General features: G+C 33.8%; 24 protein-coding genes. 11 read left to right on the forward strand and 13 right to left on the reverse strand.

Features of this window, described 5'->3' with window-relative positions:
• Positions 1 to 1158: an Nre family DNA repair protein gene (locus NMAR_RS05220; RefSeq protein ID WP_012215358.1), complete on the reverse strand. Its 1158-nt coding sequence runs from the start codon at positions 1156 to 1158 to the stop codon at positions 1 to 3.
• A 94-nt stretch (positions 1159 to 1252) separates the two neighbouring features.
• On the opposite strand from NMAR_RS05220, the gene NMAR_RS05225 reads away from it, so the two are divergent.
• Positions 1253 to 2179, forward strand: coding sequence for a cobalamin-binding protein (locus NMAR_RS05225; RefSeq protein WP_012215359.1), 927 nt, complete (start codon positions 1253 to 1255; stop codon positions 2177 to 2179).
• A 6-nt stretch (positions 2180 to 2185) separates the two neighbouring features.
• Here the strand turns inward: NMAR_RS05225 and NMAR_RS05230 are convergent, their stop codons facing one another.
• The gene (locus NMAR_RS05230) at positions 2186 to 3565 is read right to left on the reverse strand and encodes an NAD(P)H-binding protein (RefSeq protein WP_012215360.1); all 1380 of its coding nucleotides are present in this window, start codon (positions 3563 to 3565) and stop codon (positions 2186 to 2188) included.
• Positions 3566 to 3774: 209 nt separating this feature from the next.
• Here NMAR_RS05230 and NMAR_RS05235 point away from each other — a divergent pair, with 209 nt between their 5' ends.
• The 4 genes from NMAR_RS05235 (at position 3775) to NMAR_RS05245 (ending at position 6175) form a co-directional block, all read left to right on the forward strand.
• The gene (locus tag NMAR_RS05235; RefSeq protein ID WP_012215361.1) at positions 3775 to 4617 is read left to right on the forward strand and encodes a cobalamin B12-binding domain-containing protein; all 843 of its coding nucleotides are present in this window, start codon (positions 3775 to 3777) and stop codon (positions 4615 to 4617) included.
• 317 nt (positions 4618 to 4934) lie between these two features.
• On the forward strand, positions 4935 to 5087 hold the full coding sequence (locus tag NMAR_RS09745; RefSeq protein WP_187146509.1) for a hypothetical protein: 153 nt from the start codon (positions 4935 to 4937) through the stop codon (positions 5085 to 5087).
• Position 5088: 1 nt separating this feature from the next.
• A complete protein-coding gene (locus NMAR_RS05240; protein ID WP_012215362.1) occupies positions 5089 to 6000 on the forward strand; it encodes a transcription initiation factor IIB in 912 nt (303 codons plus the stop codon).
• 22 nt (positions 6001 to 6022) lie between these two features.
• Positions 6023 to 6175 (forward strand): hypothetical protein, encoded by a 153-nt coding sequence (locus NMAR_RS05245; RefSeq protein ID WP_238523155.1) that lies wholly within the window; start codon positions 6023 to 6025, stop codon positions 6173 to 6175.
• Here the strand turns inward: NMAR_RS05245 and NMAR_RS05250 are convergent, their stop codons facing one another.
• The 3 genes from NMAR_RS05250 to NMAR_RS05260 are packed head-to-tail and all read right to left on the reverse strand — an operon-like array spanning position 6176 to position 8199.
• Entirely contained in the window at positions 6176 to 7387 is a 1212-nt protein-coding gene (locus NMAR_RS05250; protein WP_012215363.1) for a redox-regulated ATPase YchF, read from the reverse strand.
• Positions 7388 to 7421: 34 nt separating this feature from the next.
• Positions 7422 to 7787, reverse strand: a complete 366-nt coding sequence (locus tag NMAR_RS05255) for a hypothetical protein (protein ID WP_012215364.1) — start codon at positions 7785 to 7787, stop codon at positions 7422 to 7424.
• Position 7788: 1 nt separating this feature from the next.
• Complete coding sequence (locus NMAR_RS05260; protein ID WP_012215365.1) at positions 7789 to 8199, reverse strand: CoA-binding protein; 411 nt, start codon at positions 8197 to 8199, stop codon at positions 7789 to 7791.
• 80 nt (positions 8200 to 8279) lie between these two features.
• Between NMAR_RS05260 and NMAR_RS05265 the strand changes: the two genes are divergently transcribed.
• Together NMAR_RS05265 and NMAR_RS05270 are read left to right on the forward strand one after the other, a co-directional pair.
• The gene (locus NMAR_RS05265) at positions 8280 to 8801 is read left to right on the forward strand and encodes a hypothetical protein (protein ID WP_012215366.1); all 522 of its coding nucleotides are present in this window, start codon (positions 8280 to 8282) and stop codon (positions 8799 to 8801) included.
• A gap of 36 nt (positions 8802 to 8837) precedes the next feature.
• On the forward strand, positions 8838 to 9845 hold the full coding sequence (locus NMAR_RS05270; protein ID WP_012215367.1) for a biotin--[acetyl-CoA-carboxylase] ligase: 1008 nt from the start codon (positions 8838 to 8840) through the stop codon (positions 9843 to 9845).
• Here the strand turns inward: NMAR_RS05270 and NMAR_RS05275 are convergent, their stop codons facing one another.
• The gene (locus NMAR_RS05275; protein ID WP_148680118.1) at positions 9846 to 10202 is read right to left on the reverse strand and encodes a hypothetical protein; all 357 of its coding nucleotides are present in this window, start codon (positions 10200 to 10202) and stop codon (positions 9846 to 9848) included. It abuts the gene before it with no gap.
• 116 nt (positions 10203 to 10318) lie between these two features.
• Here NMAR_RS05275 and NMAR_RS05280 point away from each other — a divergent pair, with 116 nt between their 5' ends.
• Together NMAR_RS05280 and NMAR_RS05285 are read left to right on the forward strand one after the other, a co-directional pair.
• Positions 10319 to 11758: a M57 family metalloprotease gene (locus NMAR_RS05280; RefSeq protein ID WP_012215369.1), complete on the forward strand. Its 1440-nt coding sequence runs from the start codon at positions 10319 to 10321 to the stop codon at positions 11756 to 11758.
• Between the two features lie 108 nt (positions 11759 to 11866).
• Positions 11867 to 12778, forward strand: coding sequence for a transcription initiation factor IIB (locus NMAR_RS05285; RefSeq protein WP_148680318.1), 912 nt, complete (start codon positions 11867 to 11869; stop codon positions 12776 to 12778).
• 2 nt (positions 12779 to 12780) lie between these two features.
• On the opposite strand, the gene NMAR_RS05290 is transcribed toward NMAR_RS05285, so the two are convergent.
• Both NMAR_RS05290 and NMAR_RS05295 read right to left on the reverse strand, forming a co-directional pair.
• Positions 12781 to 13188: a phosphoribosyltransferase gene (locus NMAR_RS05290; RefSeq protein WP_012215371.1), complete on the reverse strand. Its 408-nt coding sequence runs from the start codon at positions 13186 to 13188 to the stop codon at positions 12781 to 12783.
• Between the two features lie 36 nt (positions 13189 to 13224).
• Positions 13225 to 13617 carry a DUF6659 family protein gene (locus tag NMAR_RS05295; protein ID WP_012215372.1) on the reverse strand — a complete coding sequence of 131 codons (393 nt, stop codon included), beginning with the start codon at positions 13615 to 13617 and terminating at the stop codon, positions 13225 to 13227.
• Positions 13618 to 13670: 53 nt separating this feature from the next.
• Here NMAR_RS05295 and NMAR_RS05300 point away from each other — a divergent pair, with 53 nt between their 5' ends.
• On the forward strand, positions 13671 to 14249 hold the full coding sequence (locus NMAR_RS05300) for a poly(R)-hydroxyalkanoic acid synthase subunit PhaE (protein WP_012215373.1): 579 nt from the start codon (positions 13671 to 13673) through the stop codon (positions 14247 to 14249).
• A complete protein-coding gene (gene phaC, locus NMAR_RS05305) occupies positions 14239 to 15303 on the forward strand; it encodes a class III poly(R)-hydroxyalkanoic acid synthase subunit PhaC (RefSeq protein WP_012215374.1) in 1065 nt (354 codons plus the stop codon). Before NMAR_RS05300 ends, phaC begins: the two co-directional genes overlap by 11 nt.
• 37 nt (positions 15304 to 15340) lie before the next feature.
• Here the strand turns inward: phaC and NMAR_RS05310 are convergent, their stop codons facing one another.
• From NMAR_RS05310 to NMAR_RS05335, 5 genes are all read right to left on the reverse strand, one after another.
• A complete protein-coding gene (locus NMAR_RS05310; RefSeq protein ID WP_012215375.1) occupies positions 15341 to 15769 on the reverse strand; it encodes a hypothetical protein in 429 nt (142 codons plus the stop codon).
• The gene (locus NMAR_RS05315) at positions 15766 to 16191 is read right to left on the reverse strand and encodes an AbrB/MazE/SpoVT family DNA-binding domain-containing protein (protein ID WP_012215376.1); all 426 of its coding nucleotides are present in this window, start codon (positions 16189 to 16191) and stop codon (positions 15766 to 15768) included. Before NMAR_RS05315 ends, NMAR_RS05310 begins: the two co-directional genes overlap by 4 nt.
• 36 nt (positions 16192 to 16227) lie before the next feature.
• A complete protein-coding gene (locus tag NMAR_RS05320) occupies positions 16228 to 17073 on the reverse strand; it encodes an alpha/beta fold hydrolase (RefSeq protein ID WP_012215377.1) in 846 nt (281 codons plus the stop codon).
• Positions 17074 to 17325: 252 nt separating this feature from the next.
• Positions 17326 to 17778 carry a peptide-methionine (S)-S-oxide reductase MsrA gene (gene msrA, locus NMAR_RS05330; RefSeq protein WP_012215378.1) on the reverse strand — a complete coding sequence of 151 codons (453 nt, stop codon included), beginning with the start codon at positions 17776 to 17778 and terminating at the stop codon, positions 17326 to 17328.
• Between the two features lie 64 nt (positions 17779 to 17842).
• Positions 17843 to 18241 (reverse strand): DUF6659 family protein, encoded by a 399-nt coding sequence (locus tag NMAR_RS05335; RefSeq protein WP_012215379.1) that lies wholly within the window; start codon positions 18239 to 18241, stop codon positions 17843 to 17845.
• Between the last annotated feature and the right edge of the window lie 52 nt (positions 18242 to 18293).

Here is an 18293-nt window from a genome sequence, read left to right on the forward strand (position 1 = left end):
TCAGAAAAAGTCTGACAAAGTTTTTTGTCTCATTAGTTTGGAGATATTTCCATGTGCAAGCCATTCAGACTTGCTAATGCTTAGTTTCTCGGATGCCAAATTCAATGCATGATCAAAATTATTTGCAATTACTGGGGTTTGTTTCATTGCTTCTCTAATTCCTTCACGAACCTGCCAGACGCCTACAGGTATTGCATATTCAGGTCGGATTTCTCTTAAAATTACGGCTCCAGATTGAATCTTTTTTGCACTGAGATACTCTAAAACACCTAATTTGGCAGCAAAATACGCACCAGCTATGGCAGGAGGATGGTCAATACCCCGGGCATCCTCAAAATCAGAGCCAAACCCTAGAATTCCATTAGAATACCATGCCTCAACCATTTCGTATATCCATCTATGAGGGAACAAAACCACAGAGAAATGATTTCCCAAATGAGAATATGAGAAGACCTTACAAGAGTCAATTAGGGCATAATCTAATACTTCGTCAGCAAGAGATTGTGATATAATGTCATCAGTTGCAGTAATACTCCATTTTGTTGGAACGAGTTTTCTTTTTTGGCCAAGCATTCCAATGCTAAAGCATTTTTGAATTTTTGAAATATCAATTCCAGAATTGTATAAGTTCATGACAGCATCCTGTGCCTTCAAATCTTTATCATAGTATGTCTTTTCAATAGACTTTACAGAAGAGGTTCCAGAGAATTTTGCAGATTTGATTTCCCCAACAGGACCAAATGGAGCACTTTCTCCATCAAGGGAAATGTTTGAAGATACAGATTTTTGAAATATTAAATCAGAATCAGTTGGTTTTGAAGACATTGTTACTTCTTGGAGATTTTCAATGTATCGTCCATCAGTTTTATCGATAGATAGTTTTTGTGTGCCACGAACTAAATTCAATCTAAAGTTTACAATTTCTTCTAAAGACTTTCCCTTCCATTTTTCAGGACTGTCAAGTAAACTTGTATCTCCATGAATTGGTGGAACCATTGGACCAACAAAGACCTTAGGATAATTGTACGACCCAACAAATACAGATGGAGGACTAGTACCACTTATTGAATCAGATGAAAACAAATTTCCATATTTTGATAATGTCTCATGCCATTTTGTTAAAATTGAACGGCGAATATCCTGAGAGTCAGAAGACATTGAAATTAATGCTAGATTTGTGCCTAATAACTTGACTAATTATCGAAGTTGACGAGAGGTAAACACTTGTTATTACCAAATATACAGAATCATCATGACAGTAAATAGAATAGTCTCATTCTTACCTAGTGCAACAGAATTACTATACGAGTTTGGAGTTCAAAACAAAGTATACGGAGTCACACATGAATGCAAGTACCCTAGTGAGGCAATTTCTAAACCACAGGTAATTAGTTCAGTAATAGACTCTGAGAAATTATCAAGTAATGAAATCAATACACAAACATGTCAACTACTCAATGAAGGAAAAGATATTTTCATTTTAAATGAAAAAAATCTAAAAGATGCCAATCCAGATCTTATAATTTCTCAAGAAACATGTGAGGTATGTGCAGCATATACTAATCAAGTAAACAAAGCACTCCAAATTCTTGAGAGAAAACCAATAATTCATTCAATGGATCCTCACAACATATCAGAAATCATAGAGTCAGTTATCAAATTAGGAAAAATTTTAGAAGAAGAAAGTAAAGCAAAAGAGATTTCAGAGTCATTAGAAAAAAGAATTCAAAAAATAAAAAATAAAGTTCATACCAACATACCAAAAATTCTAGCAATCGAATGGATAGAGCCATTTTTTACAGCTGGTCATTGGGTTCCAGAAATGATAGAAATTGCTGGTGGAAAAAACACGATAAGCAAAACAGGAGAACATTCAAGACGTATGGACTTTGAAGAAATATCAAATTCTGATGCAGACATTATAATTCTCATGCCATGTGGATTTGACACAAAACGTACAGTTTCAGAATACAAAGACATTCTAGAAAGAGATGAGAAATGGAACATGCTCAAGGCAGTGCAAAATCAGGCAGTTTTTGCAGTGGATGCCAATTCTTTTTTCAGCAAGCCCAGCATCAGAACAGTTGAGGGAATAGAGATACTTGCAAAAATAATCCATCCAGAAACATTTGATGATGTTAATGTTTCAGAAAATTCTTTTGCAAATGTTTACCAATAAATTTCATCATAGGGGTTTACCCTTGTACTGATAATCAATTACTTTGTGGAACAAGTTATGAGATGCAATAACAGTTAATGCAACTATGAATATTCCAATAAAATTCCTTATTGTCATTAATTCATTTGGAGTAGTTGCTATCAATGAATTTTCAAAAATAACATAGTAATTGTCAAACAACCAGAACACCAAAGTAATCCAGGATAATACACCTGCTATCAAATAACCTAAACGGGTTTTGTTGTGAATTAGTATTATTGCAAATCCAATAGCAATATACCAAAAGGCAGAACCAATTAACCACATAGGTTCATAGACATCAGTTCTATCATCTAGCCAATAATAACTTGAACCAATAATAGCTAATGCAAATAGAGAAACTTGAATTAATTTTTGATTGATTTTAAACCCTGTTTTCTCCTCTTTTTGTTCCATTTGCGGAGGATCAGATTTCATTTCTTTTGTTGCGATATCAATTGCTTCACGAACGGATTTTAGATGCATAGGAATGATTTTTGTTATAGAATCGTCGGCGACAACAGTATCATGAACCAAGCTATCAATCAGAGGCCTTGCAAGTGATGCCTTTACAGGAGTGATAAGATCAACCCAATACGAAGATAGTCTAGTGGTTAGAAATGGGATTTGAATGACAAACAGATTTTTGTTCAGATATGCTGAATACACACGCATTAATTCCTCATAAGTCATTTTATCAGGACCTCCAATCTCAAAAATTTTACCCATTGTTTCAGGTTTTGATAGAGATTCAGCAAGATAACTAATCACATCATCAACTGCAATTGGTTGGGCCAATGACTTGACCCACGAAGGACATACCATCACACTCAATCTTTCAACAAGATAACGAAGCATAGCATAAGAACCACTTTTTGCACCAATAATTATAGAAGCTCTAAATTCTGTAACAGGAATATTTCCAGATGCAAGAATTTCCCCTACTTCTTTCCTACTACGCATATGAGGTGAGAGACCAAGACTATCATTAACTAAACCACCAAGGTAAATAATTCGTTTTACACCAGATTCTGTGGCAGCTTTGAGAAAGTTTTGAGCTTGATTATTTTCTCGTGTAGCAAATTCTTGCCAATCACCTTTATCACCTTCCATAGAGTGAAGTAAATAATATGCAGTATCAATACCAAACATTGCATTTTTTAATTCATCAAAGTTGAATGCATCTGCTTTAACATATTTTACTTTATCATTACCAGATAATTGTTTTCTACTCAGACCCTTTACAGTGTAACCTGAAGAAACAAGAGATGAAATTAATCTTGAGCCAATAAATCCCGTTGCACCAGTAACCAAGATTGAAAATGGTTTGTAATCAGAAGATTTAGATGATGAAATCACTTGTTTCATTTTTTATGGCACCTACGAAATATTTTACACATGGTGGGTTTTTCTTTTCAAATTATTTAAACTAGTGATAATCAATTTAACTAGTGGTAAAATAGCAGTTTTTGTGACTAATTTAGGAATAAACATTTGTAAAATGGATAAGAAAGCAGTAATTTAGCACTAGAAAAAGAGGTTAGCATTAGTTATATAACATACCACTAAAGAAAATCATGGTCTACATACGAGCAAAAAAGGTAAAATCAGACCAATATCTGTATCTAGTCAAAAGTGTATGGGACTCAAAAAAGAGCACATCAAAACAAGAAATTGTCAAATATCTTGGAAAGGCATCGGAAGTTGTAAAAGATGACATTCCAATAGATTATAGAAATGATCCCAAAGTATTATCAGTTTTAGCATCTTACAATCCAAAAGATATCAAGAAAAGAGAAGACGCAACAAAGAAATCAAAACAACAACTATACAAGAAACTAACTGAAGGGAGTATTCAAGATTGTGTAAAAATTTATGAAGAATATATTAAAATTTTTAATGCATCCGATTTCTTTGATAGAATTCTAAAACCCACAATGTATAGAATTGGTGATGAATGGTCCATAGGTAAAATCAGCATAGCCACAGAACATGTTGCAAGCAATGTTGCTCAAACACTTGTAAAAATAATAATGGACCAAGTATCATCTGGTGGAAATAAAAAGAAAATTCTCATATGTGTTCCATTAGGAGAAGAACATCATTTAGGATGCGATGTATTAGAAACATATCTATCAATTAAAGGATTCAAAATTTTTAATATGGGAACATCAATGCCAACAGAATCAATTCTTAGTTTCATTGACAACAATAAACCAGATGTTGTGTTGGTATCAATCACATTAGAAGACAACCTAGCAGCAGGGCAGAGATTAGTCAAAAAAATAAGTGACCATACAAACATTCCCATACTAGTTGGTGGCTATGCACTTCAAGCAAAGAAAATTCCCAAATTTACAGGCCAGATAATTCCAGATTGCGGTCTTGAGGAAGTTCCTAAAATTTTAAGAAAGATTTAAGTTTATTTTAAAACTGCATAGTGGTAAATTAAATCAACTTTTATTAAAATTAGTCATAAATTAGCACTAGAATCCAATTTTTTTGTTATTAAAATAAAACAAAAACAAAAGAAAAGTAGAGTATAAAATGGAATCAACATATGCAGTAATTGCAGATACAAAAAAAGAATTACTCAAAATGATATCTAAAAAAGAATGTGAACAAACGTTTGCTCTAATTGTAACCACATCGTGATATTATTTACAATAAAAGAATAAAATTAGCACTAGAAAAAATATTTTCTTTCTCTTAAATAATTTCAAAACAAAATTAATTCATGAAACAAGAATTGATTCAGGAAAATAAAAATGAATTAAAAATCAAAAATAAGAATGTAAAAATTTGTATCAATTGTGGAAATTCAAAAGTTGATTCACATGAATATGGAATTTCATGTGAAGATTGTGGTATTCTTTTGTGGAGAGAATAAAATGATTACAGAACTTGTACATCAAAAGAGTTGTAAAAAAAACAAGATTGTAACTGATCTGAATACAGGAGAGATTGCATGCACGAATTGCGGTGCAGTACTCTCTGAAAGAGTAGTTGACAGTGGTCCAGAAAGTCTAGGGATGACTGGAGAAGAATATCAAACCAACAGTAGAGTTGGAAGAAAAATTTCATTAAAAATGATAGACATGGGATTATCAACCATTATTGAGGCTAAAGACAAAGATGCAACAGGAAAAGGGCTATCAAATGAGAACAAGAGAATGTTTTATCGCCTAAGAATGTGGGATAGAAATAGTCGTTCTGCAAGTACCGCCAAATCATTTCAAAAGGCATTCACCATGCTTGATGGAATCAGTGCTAAACTAGGACTTCCAGAGCCAGTAATAGAACAAACTGCATATCTATTTAGAAAAATTGCTGCAAAAAAGATTCTTGCAGGAAGATCTACAGCAGGGATTCTTTGTGCAGCAATTTACATCACATGCAGAATGACAAATACACCAAGAACTTTACAAGATGTGGCAAATGCTGGAAATGTAAATAAAAAAAACATTCAAAGAACATACAGATTTCTTGCAAGAGAATTAGACATTACACCAGAAATTTATCATCCAACAGAATTTGTAACACGAATTGCAAAGGCAGTAGACATCTCTGAGAAAACAGAAAGATTGGCATTTAGAATTTTAGATCTTTCTGCAAGAAACGGAGTATTAGAAAGTAAAAATCCAATGGCAATGGCTGCTGCTGCAACATATCTCGCATCAGTAAAAAACGATGAAAGAATTTCTCAGTTAAAAATTTCCAAAGTCTCTGGCATTAGTGCAGTTACAATCAGAGATAGAACAAAAGAAATTTTGAAAAAGATAGGAGGTGAAATTAATGGGTAGGACATGTAGGGGAATTTGTGAAATGCATCAAGCAATACCAGTTCCAAATAAAATTAGATATGAGATTGGACAAAAAAGATGTACATTTTGTGGCATATTCATGTCAACATGTGATGCAAGATGTATGTGTTGTAAAGCAGTACTTAGAACAAAACCAAGGAGTAAGAAAAAGTAGTTACTTTTTTGCAGCACTAACTAGAGATACAACATCTCTATCTCGTAGTTGGTAATCCACAGGCAATCTAAGATTATATCTCAAATCCTTACCATACAAAAGACCCTTTGTTAGGTCAGTGTGAATCTCTTTTGCAAGATCATTAATGGTAGCACCATCCTTTAGTAAAATCAAGTCAGGAAGAATTCTTCCTTTCTTATCAGCAAGTTTTGTTTCATCAGCAACAGGGTATATTGAATTCATTTTGAGTAATTTGAATACTGCAACGTTAATGGCAAATTGAACTCCAGTACGCATGTATTCACCCATGATTCCTTTTTTGATAAAATCCAAAGCGTTGATTTGCTTTTCATTTAGTTCATCAGATTTGAGGATGTCAAATTGTTCAGAGCCAGGCGAATATTTTATCAGTCCTTTTTGTTCTGCACGTCTTAGACTAAATTCACTATCACCACTAGCAGGTATCACAATAGAATCATTGTAGCGTTCCCTTAGCCTAGCAAAATTCTTGTCTGCACCATCTACATCAATTTTATTTGCGACAATCAGTGTGGGTTTTGAAATTTTTCTTAAATGACTTGCAAACTTTTTGCTGTCAACCATATCAAAATCATCAAAGTTTTTCTCTTCAAGACCAGTTGCAACAAGAGATTCCTTGACATGAAATTTGTTTACACCAATTCCACGATAAAGATCAGTTACAGTATCAACAAATTCAGAGCCAGAATTAATTAACTTGGATACTTTTTCTCTATTTCCTTCAAGAATTTTATGATACCACATTATCAATTCTTCTTCAATATCTGCAAAGTCAGATATTGGATCACCTGTTCCAACCTCAGTAATTTTTCCAGTAGAGTCTATACCACCTGATGCATCAACCACATGTAACAATGCATCAGATTGTGCTGCAATTGAAAGAAATTGATTTCCCAATCCTTTTCCTTTCCAGGCATCTTTGATCAATCCAGGAAGATCAATTAGTTCAATTGGAATGTATCTCCAACCATCAACACATTTGGAATTATTAGGATTATCTTGAATTTTGAATTCAGGATGTACACAAAGTGTGATTGCATTTGCAATTCCAGACACAGGTGATTTTGTAGTGAATGGATAAGATGAGATTTCTTCTGAAGACAAAGTTGCAGAGTTGAAGAAAGTAGTTTTGCCAGTGTTGGTTTTACCAATTAATCCAAGTTTGATTGGCATGAATGGATTTTCATTTGAGAATATTTATCTCTGCCTAGGAATCAGCATTGGTTTTGTTTTTGATTTTTTCAAGTGACTCTATTAGTTCTTTGATTGCCCACTCTATATCAGCCACATCTTCATCAGATAGTGAACCCTTCCATTTTTCTAAAACACTGGTTGCAATCTCTGAGGAATTGTACAATAAATTCCAGTATGGGTGGTGCTCAGCAGTAGTATAGGATAATTCAGTAACATCGTTTAGGCCGTTTTGTGCCCTTGCCAAAGAAGTGATTTTTTCGCCAAATATTTTTACAATGTCATTATCAAGATCTTTTTCAATTTTTAGTGGAATGTTTTTTGTTTCATATTTTTTTGCCAAATCAAGTAAATCATGATAGAAGCCCTCAAAATTTTCCATATCAACATAGCCTCTGATGTTCAGCTAGCATACATCGGTTGAATACAACGGTGATTCCTGCGTTTCTAGCTAGTTCTTCAGCTTCAGCATTGTGTATTCCTTCTTGAAGCCATATTACTTTGGGTTTTTTCTTTATTGCTTCTTGAACAAATGGCAAGACTTCATCAGAAGGTCTAAAGACATCTACAATGTCAACATCCTCATCAATATCAGATACAGAGTCATAGCATTTTTTTCCTAAAATTTCATCAGCAGAAGGATTTACAGGGGTTATATCAAATCCATTTTCAGAGAGATATCTAGGCACGTAATGAGCAGCCTTTGAAGGGTTTTTTGACATTCCAATAACGGCTACTTTTTTCATAGACAAAATGTCTTGAATCTGTTTGTCAGTATGATCGTCTTGTTCCACAACAAATCTACAATCATCATGAATATAATTTTTGAAAAATTACACAAAGAATTTTTTAGTGGGAGACAAAAACAAAACACATGGAAGAAGAGGCAAAGGACATTATTGTTTTAGGAGCAATCAGAAGAGGAGAGAGAAAATTTGATAAAATTCAAAGATCAACTCAAATCAAACCTGAAGAGCTCAATGAAATTTTAGAAAAATTAGAAGAAAGAGGATTCATCAAGGTAGAAGAAAAGAAAGGGTGGCTAGGCAAAAAAATTGAATTGAGTGTTACAGAAAAAGGCTCAAACGAATTAGACCAAAGATTACACGAAGTTAAAGAAAAATGGAGTCAAATGCAAGCATTGTATCAAAGTGGAGATAAGAAAAAGCTTCAGGGATTCATGGATGACAACAGATCATTTTTTCCAATGATGATGTTTTTTGGTGTCATGGATATCATGATGTTTAGCATGATGTTTAGCATGATTGGAGCTAGTATGGGAGATTATGTCCCAGCTGAGAGTATGCCAGATGGTGCCGATGGAGGAATGGATGATGGCGGCATGGACGGCGGAGGCATGGATGATGGCGGTTTTGACATCGACATTGGTTTCTAGTGTAAATTTTATACTTGAAACAAAAACAAACTACAATTGATTTACAATTCGTTTGATAATCCAGGACTAGTCAAAGTTCTTACATTTTTGCAAACTCACAATACAGAATATCTTTCTGGACAAGATTTGAGTGATGTGTTAAGAATTAGCAGAGTTGCAGTATGGAAACATATCAAAAAAATTCAAGAGTTAGGATATACAGTAGAGTCAAAACAAAAACTAGGATACAAATTAACAAAAAATTCGGATGCTTTACTTCCTTGGGAAATTACTTCAGGTTTGAAAACAAAAACACTTGGTCAGCATGCATTTTACTTTGATTCAACTGATTCAACGCAAAATCAGGCATTAAAGATGGCAATAGAACCAGAAAACAATGGTGCGATAATAGTAGCAGAAAAACAAACTGGTGGGAGAGGGAGATCTGGTAGAAAATGGGTTTCGCCAAAAGGAGGGATATGGTTTTCTATCATATTACATCCAAGATTTGACATATCAATAACAACATTATTTCCAATTGCATCGGCATTAGCATTATCAATTGCACTTGAAAAGACATTCAAGATTTCTCCAGAACTAAAATGGCCAAATGACATTACAATCAAAGGTAAAAAATTAGCAGGGATGCTAGTTGATGTATCATTAGAATCAAACAAAATTGAGAATCTAGTGTTGGGTGTAGGGATTAATTTTGATGTAGATGTGAAACAGATTGAGAAAAATCTCAAAGGAACACCAAATTTTTACGGAGTTGCATCACTTAATGAGAAAAAAATAAAAATCAGACCAGTAGAATTGGTCCAATCGTTTTTGGTAGAATTAGAAAAAATTTACAAATTGCTAGATACAAAACAAACAAAAAAAATCATTTCAGAATGGACAAAAAGGTCATCAACGATTGGAAAAAATGTAAAACTAAACACAGTTGATGGGGAAATTAAGGGAAAAGCAATTAGGATTGATGACGATGGAGCACTGGTTGTATCTGACAACAAGGATACAAACAGAGTGATAGCAGGAGATATTATTCACGTATCAAAATAGTTATTTTTTTGTAGTTTTTGTTTTTCGTTTTGTAGAAATTCGTTTTGCAGGAGTTCGTTTTGGTTTTGAAAGTAGAGAGGATTGTTCCTTTACAATTTCTTTAAGATCATTTTGTATTTCAAACACCGTAGAAAGCAATTCTTCTAATGCATCAGAATATTTTTGATATATTGCAAGAAGTTCAGTTTGTTTAAGATTTGTTTTTTGAAGATATTCATTAGATCTTATGAGATTTGCAGTCTCAACTAGTTCAGGAATATCAGATACAGGATCGCTTAGTTGTGCTAAATCTGCTTCTGCCTGTTGTATTTTTTTGCGTAGATCATAAATGATGTTGCCAACTCCAACTTTTTCCAATATCAAAAGACATATCCCGAATAAATTAAAGATTTTCCAAGGTTAGAAAAACAATAGAATTAACATGCGTACAAATTAGTAGAAAATAGAAATAAACCACGAATCTGTCATTAAACATGCTAAGTAATTTTAAAAAAATTTCTTGTCTTTTAGCAATTATCATACTTTGTACACAAAGTTTTACAGGAATTTCGTTTGCTCAAATTAATCAAGAACCTGAAGTGATGTTTAATCAAGCAACAGAATTGTTTCACAATGGCGAGTACAAGGAAGCAATATCAATTTATGATGACATACTAGAGATTGCGCCAAACAACATTTCCACATTAAAAATGAAAGGAATAGCTCAGAGTAATCAAGGGGATCATAAAAAATCGCTAGAACAATTCTTTACAGTTTTACAACACCGACCAAATGATGTCATATCATTAGCTGGAATGGGTGTAGGGTTAGGATATTTAGGTGAATATCAAGAGGCAACATCATATTTTGAAAAGGCACTCAAAGAAAAGCCAAATAGCATAGTCATACAAAATTACATGGAATTTATCAATAATGTAATTACGAAATATCCATACACACCTACAGAAAAGCCTGATGGGTTAGACGGAAAAACAACCGCATCCATTCCAGATTGGGTAAAACCGATAGCAAAATGGTGGTCAACAAATAGTATTGATGATGCAGAGTTTGTTTCAGCATTAATGTTTATGATTAATAATAAAATTATTGAAATTCCTCCAGTCGAGACACAAGAAGTTTCTGAAGAAAAAATCCCAGAGTGGATAAAGAACAATGCAGGGTGGTGGGCAGATGGAGAAATTGACGATGATGCATTTGTTCAAGGAATACAATACATGATAGAAAAAGGATTAATCATAATCAAAGTTGAAGAAGCAACACAAAAAACACAAGAGGAGTTAGATCATGAATTTTATCTGTTTGAAAGATATCTAAGAGACATTTCAAACAACATATCAAAAGAAAAGCGTTACATAGAATTTCCAAACCCTAGTCAAGATGTAATCAAAAAATTTCTCAGAGATTATGTAAAATGGAATTTTGAAGAAGAAGTAAAGAAAGCATCTAGTAAATTCCCAGATCCCACATACGAAATTATTGATGACACATACATTGTATATTACAAAGTGTACATTAATGAGCAACCCTCTGGATTGCCACTAGATCACGTCAGCACATTAACTGACTCATTTGCATTTTGGGAACAACAAGAATTGTCAGTTAATAATCAAAAATTAAAAATAAAATTCGAGGTAACAAACTTGAAGCATGAAGCAAATGTTTGGGTAACATGGGTAGTTCGAAACCTTGGTGAAGGGGTTTTAGGACATGCACATCTTGGTAAAGGAATTGTCGAAGTAGCATTAGGTGATTTCAATTGTGATGGAAGTTTTCAATTGTATGATGTAGATAGTGTAAGAACAATCATGACACATGAGTTAGGTCATTCTATAGGTTTGAAACATGTCGAGGATAGAACAAGTATAATGTATCCATCATTCAATCCTTCATACGCATATTGTTTGCTAAGTTAATTTTCAAAATTTTTCAAAAAAAATCTCAGTTAGCTTAACCTACACACAAATAACCGGTAGAAATTAGGTAAAATGGATAATAAGGCAATTGCTGAAATCCAAGTAATTATGCTTAGAAATCAAATGGTCACAGGATCAAAATGTCCAGCCTGTGGCGATAAGAAAATGATTACAGATGAGAACACCGGAGAATTATTTTGTGGAAAATGTGGATTTGTAGTATCAGATAAAATTGCAGACACAGGTGCTGAATGGCGTTCTTTCTCAAATGATGAAGGAAACAAAGCCAGAACAGGTGCAGGAACATCACTTACAATGCATGATATGGGATTATCAACAGTAATTGGTGCAGCCAACAAAGATTCAACAGGAAAACCACTATCTGCAAGTGTCAAAAGTTCAATTGAAAGACTACGAACTTGGGACAGTAGAAGTCAAGCACATTCTTCAGCAGACAGAAATCTGAGACAAGCACTCAATGAAATGGACAAACTAAAAGACAAACTTGCATTAACTGATGCAGTAATTGAAAAAGCAGCTTACATTTACAGAAAAGCAATGGAGAAGAAACTAGTCAGAGGTCGTTCAATTCAAGGATTAGTTGCAGCATGTCTTTATGCATCTTGTAGAAATACAGAAACTCCAAGAACACTAGATGATGTTGCAAAAGGAATCAACATTAGAAGAAAAGATGTTGCCAGATGTTATAGATTAATTTTCAGAGAACTAGAACTAAAAATGCCAGTAGTTGATCCTGTAAAAGGAGTTTCAAGAATTGCAAGCATTGCAGAGCTTAGTGAGAAAAGTAAACGTAAAGCAATTGCAATTCTTAATGAAGCAAAGAAGATGGGAGTAGTGGCAGGAAAAGATCCAATGGGAATAGCTGCTGCAGCACTTTATCTTGCATGTATCAGTACAGGAGAGGTAAAATCTCAAAAGGACATATCCATAGCATCTGGAGTAACTGAGGTTACTATCAGAAACAGATGTGCAGGATTAAGAAAGATGATTAACGATTAAAATCATTTCTGAGAACGTTCAAACTCTAATTTATCCCAAGGAAACACTACATATGCATTGTTGTTTGTTTTTTTACCATACAGTAATTGTTTAGGATATTTTTGCCCACGTCTTGCAAATAATGTTACAAAGACTAGTTTTGATGGAATGTCAACTAGTTGGATAATTTCATTAAACGTATCTCCAGTGTCGTAAATATCATCAACAAACAAAGAATTTGAATCAATTTTTCTTTTATCTACAAAGATTTTCTTTATTCCAAGATTGTCTGCAATCAAACGCGCAGGGACCAATCCACCTCTACTAACAGTAGTGATACTAGAAAAGGTTCTAGGTAATTTTGCGATTTTGTTTGAGAGTCTTTTAACAATAGATTCTATTTCAGACCAATCTACATCCTGAGACAACATAGTAAAACCAGAATGAGTCGAATTAAGTTGTTATGTTTAGAAGGTCTTCATTGGAGAATTTTTCAATGGTTCAATAAGTTTGAGAATCTTAAATGGGATTTTTCCAAAGTTGATGTCTTTTTCACAAGAGACTAGTAAAACATCATCATTGGATAATGGAAAACTCATGACGATTACCTTATCACGATAAGACATTGAGAAATGAACTACACCAAATTCTTTATCAAATTCATGTCTCATTCGAACACGTAATGCCAATTCCATAAACATCATTTCATCTTGTTTTTGTGCCTCAAGGGACAACAATCCCTCCTTCATGCCACCTGCCATCAAATGACCTCTACTGTTGATGAGCCTAGCAGAACGCATCTTTGGGTCCAATTTAGTTATCTTTTTGCAGAGTTTCTCAAGTTCTTCGATGTTTCCCATTTGTTTAATTTTACAAGCGAACTATTTATTGCGATCTGTTTCAATAGGTGTCTATGCAATCAGAATCAGGTAAAGACATTACAGATTACTACAAGCATCTTTCACTATTCTGGACAGATATTGTACATTTAATGTCAAGTAAACCACAGGCATTAGCATCAATTGGTCCAATGAGAGCATTTGCAGCTAATTCAAAGAAGATATCAACTGAACTCATTGAAATCAACGAAGATTTGATGGAGTTTAACAAACACCTAACTGAATACTATAAACAACTTACAGACACTTGGATAGATTCACAGAAAAAAGTCAATCTAAAAGCACCTGAAATTCCTCAAGATATTGAACAAATAGAGGCAGTCAAAAGAATTTGGATTGACATATTTGATAATGATTTTACAGAATTATTTGACTCTGAAAAATTTGGAGAAAATTATGGAAAATTAGTTTCAAAAGAATTAGAATTAACAAAGCATTGGAACAATATTGCAAATGTAGTATTGCAATCAGTTAATCTTCCAAGCAAAGAAGAAATTGATGAAGTGTACAAAGAGATGCATTCATTGAAAAAAAGAGTTGCAAAATTAGAATTAGAGTTAAAGAAAAAGGAGATGAAAAACAATGCAAAGTGAATCAAAAGTAGATCCAAAAATTATTGAAGAGATTTTAAAATTTAGTAAAAACGTAATTGAAGCTCCAAAGTTGGTGGCGGCACCAGATGAAATTAGTTTAGAGGTCACTCCACACGATATAGTCCAACAAATGGACAAAACACGTCTATTGCATTACAAACCAATTACAGAAAAACAACACAAGACTCCTTTATTGATTTCATACGCATTGATTAACAGATTTCATATTTTAGATATACAACCTGAAAAGAGTTGGGTTCGAAATTTACTTCAACAAGGATTTGATGTGTATATGCTTGATTGGGGAACACCAACAAGTATGGACAAGTATCTTGATTTTGATGATTATGTAAACGGGTATTTGGATGCATATGTAGAATACATCAAAAATGAATCATCCACTGAAAAGATCTCATTGCAAGGATATTGTACAGGAGCAACAATTGCCACAACATATGCGTCATTACATCCAGAAAGTGTCAAAAATTACATTGCAACTGCACCTGTAATTGATGGCTGGAGAGATACCACCGTAATTAGCAACCTTGCAAAACACATGGACGTAGACAAAATGGTCGAAATTATTGGAAACATGCCTCCAGAATTCATGTATTATGCTTTTTCAGTTCTCAAGCCATTTGAGCAAGGCATTGAAAAGTATGTCAATTTCTTCAAAAATATTGAAAATAAGAAATTTGTTGACAGTTTCCTCAGAGTAGAAAAATGGTTAGGAGATACACCACCTATTCCAGGAGAATTGTTCAAACAATGGATTAAAGACATCTATCAAGACAACTTGCTTATTCAAAACAAGATGCACGTAGAGGGTCAACTAGTAGATTTGAAAAAAATAGACATGCCAATCTTCACACAAGTGGCAGTTGGAGACCATTTGGTTTCACCTGAGTGTAGTATGCCACTCCACTATGCAGTAGGTAGTGAAGATAAAACATTGAGAATGTACCCTACAGGACATGTGGGTATGATTGCCAGTTCACTATCTCAGAAGAAGGTTTTGCCTGAGCTGGGAAGTTGGTTGGCTGAAAGATCATAAAAGGAAAAAAGAAAAAATTAAAAAATTTGATTCGCCACTAGTTGTTCTTTGTGGTGAATGCAGAAATCCAAGATTGTAGAATGTTTCTGTTTAACTCAGCAAATGATTTTGCGTTGTCGTTAAAGGTCTTGATGTTTTGTTGTGTTGCATCAATTGTTGCAAGTGTTACTTGGTTTTGAATTGATGTAGCCTTTACGACTTCTTCAGTTGTATCTTGCATTACTTTGATGGTAGCTTCAGGAATGTTTGCTGCCATACCTGCTTTCTTTGCAAATTCTTTTTGTAGTGTCAAGGTTGAATCTGCAATGTTTTCGTATGCTTGTATGAATTCCTGTTGTACGTTTGTAATTGCTTGATGATACTGTGGTACTGATGTTCTAATACCGTTGAAGAATTTATCTACATTTTGTTGATATACGGAAAATAGATCTTTTGGATTTGATTGTGTCTGTTCGTTCTTACTCAATTTTTCACCTCCCTAGCTTTTGATTTTTTTGCTATTGGAAGAACGATGACTTGAACCAAGTCACCTTCGCCTAATCCAAGGGCATTACGTTCTGCCTCTGGAATGGAAATTCTACCATTACTACTGATGGTAGTTTTGTATGCACCCCAATTCATAAAGGAAGGAAGCATTTGTCCAATGCTAAACATGGTATCCATGCTTTTGTTTTGCATAGAAGTCATGTTTTCCATCATGTTTGATTGGGCTTGTCTAGTGTTATCTGAAACTTCTTTGAGTGTGTCAAGTGGGTTGAATGTTTTACTAGTTTGATTGGTCATCAAAGCACCAAAATTTTTCATAAATTCTGCTTGTGCGCGTCCACTTTTTTGAATCCAGTCTTTGAACATAGCAGTTGGATCATATTGGTTTGTATTACCACTCATTGGTAATTACAGGAATTAACTGGTATATAAGGGTGTTTATTTTACATTAAGAAAATCCAAAACTTTTTCTGAAAATAAACGAGGTGCTTGCACATAAGGGGTATGACCACATCCATCCATCCTAATGAATCTACAATCGCTTAGAGATTGAATAAAGTCATCAGCATGATTAATTGGAATTACAGGATCAACACTTCCCCAAATTAACATAGTTTGGGTAGAAATTGCCTGGAGTTTTTTAGTAATAATTTCAGCATTTTTCAAACCAAGTATTGTAGACATGAATGCAAGTTTTGCGTTTGGCATTTGCATTCTTTCAATAAAACTAGAGACAATTTTTGGATCGACGCTTTCACCAGAACCCTCCATCAGTTCAAACGCATTTTTTGCATTTTGTTCATTAGGATATAGTGCAGCCATAATGTATGCATCGAGTGCAGGAGTAGACTGTTTCATTACTCCGGAGGGAGATACCAAAATTAGTTTATCTACATCATTTTGATTTGCAGCAGTGTATTCAGCAGAGATTTGTCCACCTAAAGAAGAACCAATCAGATAAGGTAACTCAATATTCGCTGTTTGCATAAATTTGCCAAGAAAATCTGAAAAAAAGTCGATAGTATAATCTGCAAGGGGTTTGTCACTATATCCAAAGCCTATTAGATCAGGGATTACAACACGAAAATGCTCTGCAAAAATAGGCATTACTTGTTCCCATCTTTCAGCAGAGGCCCCTAGCCCATGAATTAGAACTAATGTTTTATCAGAATTTCCAGACTCTAAATAACGAATCTTATTGCCATCAATTTGGAGAAATTTCTCATTCACTAATTTTGCTTCAATTACCATCAATAGATAAGTTTTAGTTAATTCTGCGATCATCGAAAATCACAATTTTTTAGAAAAATCTGTTATGAACTCCAAGTATGTTTTTTATGACCACAATTATGTAAATGTGTGATAAAGAAAAAATCTCAAAAATACTAGTTCCCCTAGATGGCTCTAATAACCCTCAAAGAGGCTTGGAAATGGCCATTACGCCATCTAGACAATATGTGGCAACCATAACAGGCGTATTTTCAATTCACCCCTCCTACTCAGAATTCCTAGGAATAGGTTCAGTTGTAAAGTAATTCAAAACCCATTCTTTTTGAAATATTTTTGATGATACTCTTCTGCTTTGTAAAATGTAGGAGCAGGAGTTATTTCAGTAACAATTGGATCATTGAATTTCCCAGAAGAATCTAACTGAGTCTTTGATTTTTCTGCAACCTCTTTTTGCTTTTCATCATGGTAAAAAATTGCAGAACGATATTGGATTCCAACATCAGGGCCTTGACGATTTAGTGTTGTGGGATTATGATTATTCCAAAAAACATCCAAGAGTTCTTCATATGAAATTTCATTAGGATCATATTCTACTTCAACTGCTTCAGCATGTCCAGTTCTATCAGTGCATACTTCTTCATAAGTGGGGTTTGGTAAATTTCCACCAATGTAACCTACTTGAGTAGATTTTACTCCCTTTGTTTTGCTAAGCAAATCTTCAACATGCCAAAAACATCCTGCGCCAAATGTTGCCTTCATTTCAAAAACTCTAAAACATAAACAGAATTAAAACTATTTGCTAGAAAATATTATAGAATTTTTTCTAAGTTCCTGTCATTTTTTTGGAAACATCAGTAAAAATTTCAACTACTTTTTTAGCCAAATTTTCAATGTTTGCAGTAGGTTCCGCAGAAATCAGCAAGAGAATTTGAGTTATAGGAAATGGGAAACTAACAAGAACTGCCTTGTCTCTTCTTGCAGCCAAATAGTTGATAGGACCTAGACTTTCATCATATTCTTTCCTGATAGATGCTTTTGAGACAAAATCCAAGAATGATTGCAGCCTAGTTTCATCGCCTTCATAAGGAGTAAGTCCTTCTTTGAAGCCACCTGAAATCAATTGGCCATCTTTGTCAACAATTCCAGCAAATCTAATCTCAGATTCTTCTAGTAATTTTTTGCATTTTTCAGCATATAGATTCAAACCATCAGGACTAGTCATATGATTCAATTTAAGATATCAAAAATAAAAACCTAGTCAATAATAGTCACAG

Origin of the sequence: Nitrosopumilus maritimus SCM1, from assembly GCF_000018465.1 — an archaeon.
GTDB classification, from domain to species: Archaea; Thermoproteota; Nitrososphaeria; order Nitrososphaerales; family Nitrosopumilaceae; genus Nitrosopumilus; species Nitrosopumilus maritimus.

Bases quoted from the DNA above. Each gene is read 5' to 3' on its own strand.
- NMAR_RS05220 (WP_012215358.1), bottom strand. From the start codon at position 1,158: ATGTCTTCTGACTCTCAGGATATTCGCCGTTCAATTTTAACAAAATGG.
- NMAR_RS05225 (WP_012215359.1), top strand. From the start codon at position 1,253: ATGACAGTAAATAGAATAGTCTCATTCTTACCTAGTGCAACAGAATTA.
- NMAR_RS05230 (WP_012215360.1), bottom strand. From the start codon at position 3,565: ATGAAACAAGTGATTTCATCATCTAAATCTTCTGATTACAAACCATTT.
- NMAR_RS05235 (WP_012215361.1), top strand. From the start codon at position 3,775: ATGGTCTACATACGAGCAAAAAAGGTAAAATCAGACCAATATCTGTAT.
- NMAR_RS09745 (WP_187146509.1), top strand. From the start codon at position 4,935: ATGAAACAAGAATTGATTCAGGAAAATAAAAATGAATTAAAAATCAAA.
- NMAR_RS05240 (WP_012215362.1), top strand. From the start codon at position 5,089: ATGATTACAGAACTTGTACATCAAAAGAGTTGTAAAAAAAACAAGATT.
- NMAR_RS05245 (WP_238523155.1), top strand. From the start codon at position 6,023: ATGCATCAAGCAATACCAGTTCCAAATAAAATTAGATATGAGATTGGA.
- NMAR_RS05250 (WP_012215363.1), bottom strand. From the start codon at position 7,387: ATGCCAATCAAACTTGGATTAATTGGTAAAACCAACACTGGCAAAACT.
- NMAR_RS05255 (WP_012215364.1), bottom strand. From the start codon at position 7,787: ATGGAAAATTTTGAGGGCTTCTATCATGATTTACTTGATTTGGCAAAA.
- NMAR_RS05265 (WP_012215366.1), top strand. From the start codon at position 8,280: ATGGAAGAAGAGGCAAAGGACATTATTGTTTTAGGAGCAATCAGAAGA.
- NMAR_RS05280 (WP_012215369.1), top strand. From the start codon at position 10,319: ATGCTAAGTAATTTTAAAAAAATTTCTTGTCTTTTAGCAATTATCATA.
- NMAR_RS05285 (WP_148680318.1), top strand. From the start codon at position 11,867: ATGCTTAGAAATCAAATGGTCACAGGATCAAAATGTCCAGCCTGTGGC.
- NMAR_RS05290 (WP_012215371.1), bottom strand. From the start codon at position 13,188: ATGTTGTCTCAGGATGTAGATTGGTCTGAAATAGAATCTATTGTTAAA.
- NMAR_RS05295 (WP_012215372.1), bottom strand. From the start codon at position 13,617: ATGGGAAACATCGAAGAACTTGAGAAACTCTGCAAAAAGATAACTAAA.
- NMAR_RS05300 (WP_012215373.1), top strand. From the start codon at position 13,671: ATGCAATCAGAATCAGGTAAAGACATTACAGATTACTACAAGCATCTT.
- phaC (WP_012215374.1), top strand. From the start codon at position 14,239: ATGCAAAGTGAATCAAAAGTAGATCCAAAAATTATTGAAGAGATTTTA.
- NMAR_RS05315 (WP_012215376.1), bottom strand. From the start codon at position 16,191: ATGAGTGGTAATACAAACCAATATGATCCAACTGCTATGTTCAAAGAC.
- NMAR_RS05320 (WP_012215377.1), bottom strand. From the start codon at position 17,073: ATGATCGCAGAATTAACTAAAACTTATCTATTGATGGTAATTGAAGCA.
- msrA (WP_012215378.1), bottom strand. From the start codon at position 17,778: ATGAAGGCAACATTTGGCGCAGGATGTTTTTGGCATGTTGAAGATTTG.
- NMAR_RS05335 (WP_012215379.1), bottom strand. From the start codon at position 18,241: ATGACTAGTCCTGATGGTTTGAATCTATATGCTGAAAAATGCAAAAAA.